5 protein-coding genes are annotated in these 5,495 nt (G+C 63.0%); 2 read left to right on the forward strand and 3 right to left on the reverse strand.

The features are described 5' to 3' along the window. From ACK1U9_RS03405 to ACK1U9_RS03415, 3 genes are all read right to left on the reverse strand, one after another. Positions 1-678: aspartate/glutamate racemase family protein (locus ACK1U9_RS03405; RefSeq protein ID WP_449109698.1), on the reverse strand; the 678-nt coding region annotated here is incomplete at its 3' end. 16 nt (positions 679-694) lie between these two features. Further along, entirely contained in the window at positions 695-2,227 is a 1,533-nt protein-coding gene (locus tag ACK1U9_RS03410) for an NCS1 family nucleobase:cation symporter-1 (protein ID WP_108480568.1), read from the reverse strand. A 559-nt stretch (positions 2,228-2,786) separates the two neighbouring features. Continuing rightward, complete coding sequence (locus ACK1U9_RS03415) at positions 2,787-3,224, reverse strand: Lrp/AsnC family transcriptional regulator (protein WP_025340043.1); 438 nt, start codon at positions 3,222-3,224, stop codon at positions 2,787-2,789. A gap of 134 nt (positions 3,225-3,358) precedes the next feature. Here ACK1U9_RS03415 and ACK1U9_RS03420 point away from each other — a divergent pair, with 134 nt between their 5' ends. Continuing rightward, a complete protein-coding gene (locus ACK1U9_RS03420) occupies positions 3,359-4,258 on the forward strand; it encodes a DMT family transporter (RefSeq protein ID WP_085601231.1) in 900 nt (299 codons plus the stop codon). Between the two features lie 212 nt (positions 4,259-4,470). Then, the gene (locus ACK1U9_RS03425) at positions 4,471-5,397 is read left to right on the forward strand and encodes a class I SAM-dependent methyltransferase (RefSeq protein WP_085601232.1); all 927 of its coding nucleotides are present in this window, start codon (positions 4,471-4,473) and stop codon (positions 5,395-5,397) included. Positions 5,398-5,495 lie beyond the last annotated feature (98 nt).

The following is a 5,495-nucleotide window of genomic DNA, read 5'->3' on the forward strand; positions in this document are numbered from 1 at the left end:
GGCATAGGTACGTACCTTGGAAGTACTCAAGCCCATGCGCACCAGCGATTCGGCTATGGTCACCGCCGCGCTCACGCCATCCACAACCGGCACGCCGGTGCGCTGGCGGATCTGCTCGTCCAAACCAGCCATGCCGCCGCAACCCAGGCAGATCACCTCGGCCTTGTCGTCACGCACGGCGCGTTCCGCCTGCTCGACAATCGCCTCCACGGCGCGCTGTGGGTCGGCTTCCAGCTCCAGCACCGCCAGCCCGCTGGCGCGTACCGATGCACAGCGGTCATACAGGCCGGAGAGCTTCAGGCGGTCCTCGATCAGGGGCACGGTGCGGTCCAGGGTGGTCACCACCGAGTAGGCATGGCCCAGGTACATCGCCGTGCTGGCGGCGGCATCGGTGATATCCACCACTGGCACGTTCAGCAGTTCCTGCAGGCCTTCGCGGCCATGTTCGCCGTAACCCGCCTGGATCACGGCGTCGTAAGGGCCTTCGTAGGCCAGCACCCGATCCATCACCGCAATGGCGGCCAGGTAACTTTCGAAGTTGCCTTCTACCGACTCGGCACCGAACCATGGGGTGAGGCCGATGATTTCGGTGCCGGGCGCGGCCACCGCACGGGCCTGTTCGGCAATGGCTTCGGTGATGGCTTCGGTGGTGTTGACGTTGGCGATCAGAATGCGCATGGGTAGCCCTCCCTGGTCAATGGCTGCTGTGGTCAACGGCGATGCATTCACCGCTGACGTCGTGGTAATGACATTTGCGTGGTGCGATCAGCAGGTACAGGGCGGCGGCGATACCGGCACCGATCAGCCAGGAGAACGGCGCGATGCCGTGGAAGTTGGGTACCAGGGCCAGGACGATGGCCAGCAGTGCAGCCGGTACGAAGGCGGCCACCGCGCGCAGGTTGATGCCCTTGGTGTAGTGGTAGGCGCCGGCCGGGTCTTCGCTGTACAGCTGCGGCACGTTGATGCAGCCTTTGCGCAGCAACCAGTAGTCGGACATGATCACCCCGTACAGCGGGCCGAGCAGGGCACCCAGGCCGGACAGGAAATACACGATCACCAGCGGGCTGTTGTACAGGTTCCAAGGCAGTATCAGCACCGCCAGGGTGGCGCTGATCAGCCCGGCGCGACGGAAGTTCAGGTGACGCGGTGCCAGGTTGCTGAGGACGAAGGCCGGGGCGACGAAGTTGGCCATGATGTTCACCGCCACGGTGACGATCAGGAAGGCCAGGCAGCCCAGTACCAGGAATGCTGTGCTGGGTATGGCGGCAACGATCTGGGTCGGGCTGTCGATGATCTGGCCGTTGATCTGGAACTGCGCGCCGCACAGCACCACGGTGATCATGGCGAACACCAGGATGTTTACCGGCAGGCCCCAGAAGTTGCCGACGCGGATGGTCTTGCGGCATGGAGAGGAGCGGGCGAAGTCACAGAAGTTCAGTACCAGGGTGCCGTAGATCGCCAGCCACAGTGCGCCGCCGGCAAAGATGTTGCGCCACATCTCGTAGCCGGTCAGCGGTTCGGCCACCGACCAGGCGATGCGGGCGTCGGCCTTGAAGTACATGAACACCGCCAGGGCGGCGACGGTCAGCAGGATCACCGGGCCGGCAAAGGCCTCGTAGCGGCGCACCATCTCCATGCCGTAGGCCAGGATCACCAGCTGTACCAGCCAGATCGACACGAAGCATACCCAGCCCAGGCTCGACAGGCCCAGGATGCTGTCATGGTCGTAGGCTGCCATTTGTGGCCATACGGCGGTGAGCAGCACGCGCAGCACCACCGAAGCCAGGTAGGTCTGGATGCCGAACCAGGCGATGGCGATGACCGCGCGGATGAGCGCCGGGATCTGTGCGCCGTGGATACCGAAGGCGATGCGGCTGATGACCGGGAACGGCACGCCGGTCTTCTGCCCCATGTAGCCGGACAGGTTCATGAAGAAGTACACCAGCGCCGCGCCGATGGCCAGCGACAGCAGGATCTGCCAGCCACCCAGGCCAAGGGCGAACAAGCCCATGGCGAACGAGTAGTTGGCGATGTTGTGCACATCGTTGGTCCACAGCGCGAAGATGCTGTAGCCGCCCCAGCGGCGGCCTTCTATGCGCGTCGGGGCAAGGTCGCGGTTATGCAGGCGCGGGCTCAAGGCAAGTTCCGGCTGGCTGCCGGCTAGAGGGGACGCGGGGTGGGTGCTGGCGACGGATAGTTCAGGGGCAAGGTCGAGGCTGGTACTCATTCCGGCGGGCTCCTGATGCACGTGGACTGCGATGAGCGGGCATGCGCACGGGCTCGCCAATCTCGTCGGTGCAGCGTTGGCATCTCAGGGTTTGGGGCGCGGCGGCCGATGTTTGGGCGGCGTCGCGGGTTCTTGTGTATTTATGTTTTGCTTGATTTGTATACAAAACACGAACACACAAAAGCGAGTTCCATGCCAAGCAAGTAGCAACTTTCAGTTGGCCATCATTTTGAATCTATCATTCTGAAATATAAGTTTATGAAATGAATGGAATATAAGTTGACCAAACGAACAGGTTTAAATTTTTCGAAGATGATTTAGTTGATCATTTGGTCAGAATAAGTTGTGGGAAGTGTGTAACGTATTGGGGCGTGATCTGGGAAAGTGCACACAAAAACGGCACTTAAGGTGACATTCCTGTGTACAAAATTTAGTCAGCTTTTTCCTGTGCTGGCCTCTTCGCGGGCGCGCCCGCTCCCACAGGGACCGCACAGCCTCAAGGCCTGTGGAGATCCTGTGGGAGCGGGCGTGCCCGCGAAGAGGCCAGAACAGGAAGAAATCAATCCATCGGCGGCAACCGCCGCTTCACCGGGCTTTTCTTGATGATGGCGGTGTTGGTCTCGGCCAGCACATTGATGCGGTCGAGCAGGGTATCCAGCTGCTCCATCGAGCGCACATGCAGCCGGGCAATGAAGCAGTCCTCGCCAGTTACCTTGTCGCACTCGGTGAACTCCGCAATGGCGACAATCTGCCGTTCCACCTCCTGCAACTGCCCGGGGAGCGGGCGGATGCGCACGATGGCCTGCAACTGGTAGCCAAAGGCACGCGGGTCGACCTCTACGGTGTAACCGCGCAACACGCCGCGCTCCTCCAGGCGGCGCAGGCGTTCGCTGACGCTGGGCGCCGAAAGCCCGCTGATCTGCGCCAGGGCCTTGAGCGAGCGGCGCGAGTCTTCCATGAGCGCGTTGATCAGCAGTTGGTCGATGGCATCGGTCATGGTTACCTCAATAAGGTTGTTCGATTGATTTGCCTTGATAGTAAAGGCAAACATTCCAATCTTCCTTCGTTATCCGCTGGAAGGCCGGCCAGCAACCTTTGCATACTGTTGCCATCTTCAACAGGAGGTATGAGATGGACAGTTCATTGCGTCGTGGCTCGCTGGAAATGATTGCTGCCATGCTGATTTCCGGGACCATCGGCTGGTTCGTGCTGGTGTCCGGCCAGCCGGTGCTCGAGGTGGTGTTCTGGCGCTGCGTGTTCGGTGCCGTGACCTTGCTGGCAATCTGCGCGGGGTTCGGTTTCCTGCGGCCGGGCGTGATCAGCCGCACGGCGTTCCTGCTGGCGATTGCCAGCGGTGTTGCCATCGTCGGCAACTGGGTGCTGCTGTTCGCCTCCTATTCGCGGGCGTCGATTGCCATCGGCACGGCGGTATATAACGTGCAGCCGTTCATGCTGGTGGGGCTGGCGGCGGTGTTCCTGGGCGAAAAGATTACCCTGGCCAAGGTCACCTGGCTGAGTGTGGCGTTCCTCGGCATGCTGGCCATCGTCAGTGCCCATGGCGCGGGGCAGGGTGGCGGCGAGGACTATTTGCTGGGCATCGCGCTGGCGCTGGGGGCGGCCTTCCTGTATGCCATCGCGGCGTTGATCATCAAGCGCCTGAGTGGCACGCCACCGCACCTGATCGCGCTGATCCAGGTGGCCACGGGTGTGCTGTTGCTGGCGCCGTGGGTCAAGCTTGGCGGCTTGCCGGGTGAAATGCCGGCGCTGGCCAGCCTGCTGACCTTGGGCATGGTGCACACCGGGTTGATGTATGTGTTGCTGTACAGCGCCATCCAGCGCTTGCCCACGGCGCTGACCGGGGCTCTGTCGTTCATCTACCCGATTGCGGCGATTCTAGTGGACTGGGTGGCGTTCGGGCACCGGCTGGCACCGTTGCAGTGGCTGGGGGTGGCGTTGATCCTGCTGGCGGCGGCGGGAATGCAGCAGGGGTGGTGGTTCAGGCCCAGGACGATAGCGGTCAAGGGCCATTGAGGCCGCTCTGCGGCCTATCGTCGGCAAGCCACCTCCCACCTCGACCGCATCGGGCTCAAGCCAAGCGCGGTACCTATAGGGGCCTGGCTTGCCTACAGGTACTGCAATGGACTCGAAGCTTGCGCAGGACCTGTGGGAGCTGGCTTGCCGGCGATAGGGCGCGAAGCGCCCTCAGGGGGTAGAATGCCGCTTTTGCCAGCTTGCGACCCATGATGACTTCGCCGATCCAGACTCTGGAGCAACACCTGCTCGCCGCCCTCGACCCTGCCCCGCAGGAAACCCGCCGCCTGTTCCACGGCCGCGGTCGCTGCTGGGCGGGCCTGGAGCAGGTTACCGTCGACTGGCTGCAGGGCGTGCTGTCGGTCGCCCTGTTCCGCGAGCCAGCGGAAGGCCAGCTGGCCGAACTAAAGGCCATGCTGCGTAATCTCGCCGAGCGCCCGCAGTGGACTGGCCAGGCCATCCTTCTCCAGCATCGCTACCTGCCCGACAGCCCGGGCCAGTGGCTGCTGGGCGAACCGTGCCAGCAGCGCGAGGTGGTCGAGGATGGGCTGACCTACCTGCTGGACCTGGGCGTGCGGCAGAACAATGGCCTGTTCCTCGACATGCGCTATGGTCGGCGTTGGGTTCGCGAGCAGGCGGCGGGCAAGCGTGTGCTGAACCTGTTCGCTTACACCTGCGGTTTCTCGGTGGCGGCGATTGCCGGTGGCGCCGAGCAGGTGGTGAACCTGGACATGGCCAAGTCGGCGTTGTCCCGGGGCCGTGACAACCACCGCCTCAATGGTCACGATGCGTCGCGGGTGGCGTACCTGGGGCACGAGCTGTTCAAGTCGTGGGGCAAGGTACGCAAGTACGGGCCTTATGACCTGATCATCATCGACCCGCCCACCTTCCAGCGTGGCAGCTTTGTGCTGACCCAGGATTACGCGAAGATCCTGCGGCGCTTGCCGGAGTTGTTGAGCGAGGGCGGGACGGTGCTGGCGTGCGTGAACGATCCGGGCATCGGGCCGGAGTTCCTGATCGAGGGGATGGCGGAGCATGCGCCGTCGCTGAATTTCGTCGAACGGCTGGAGAACCCACCGGAGTTTCCTGACGTGGACCCGGCGGGGGGCTTGAAGGCCCTGGTATTCCGCCAGGTCTGATGTCGCCTGTACCGGCCCTATCGCCGGCAAGCCAGCTCCCACAGGGACTCCACAGACCTCAAGACCTGTGCAGTACCTGTGGGAGCTGGCTTGCCGTC

The sequence above is a fragment of the Pseudomonas sp. XP1 genome (assembly GCF_053557675.1).

What these genes read in the sequence shown, in the direction of transcription:
- ACK1U9_RS03410 (WP_108480568.1), bottom strand. Translation starts at nt 2,227, where the DNA reads ATGAGTACCAGCCTCGACCTTGCCCCTGAACTATCCGTCGCCAGCACC.
- ACK1U9_RS03415 (WP_025340043.1), bottom strand. Translation starts at nt 3,224, where the DNA reads ATGACCGATGCCATCGACCAACTGCTGATCAACGCGCTCATGGAAGAC.
- ACK1U9_RS03420 (WP_085601231.1), top strand. Translation starts at nt 3,359, where the DNA reads ATGGACAGTTCATTGCGTCGTGGCTCGCTGGAAATGATTGCTGCCATG.
- ACK1U9_RS03425 (WP_085601232.1), top strand. Translation starts at nt 4,471, where the DNA reads ATGACTTCGCCGATCCAGACTCTGGAGCAACACCTGCTCGCCGCCCTC.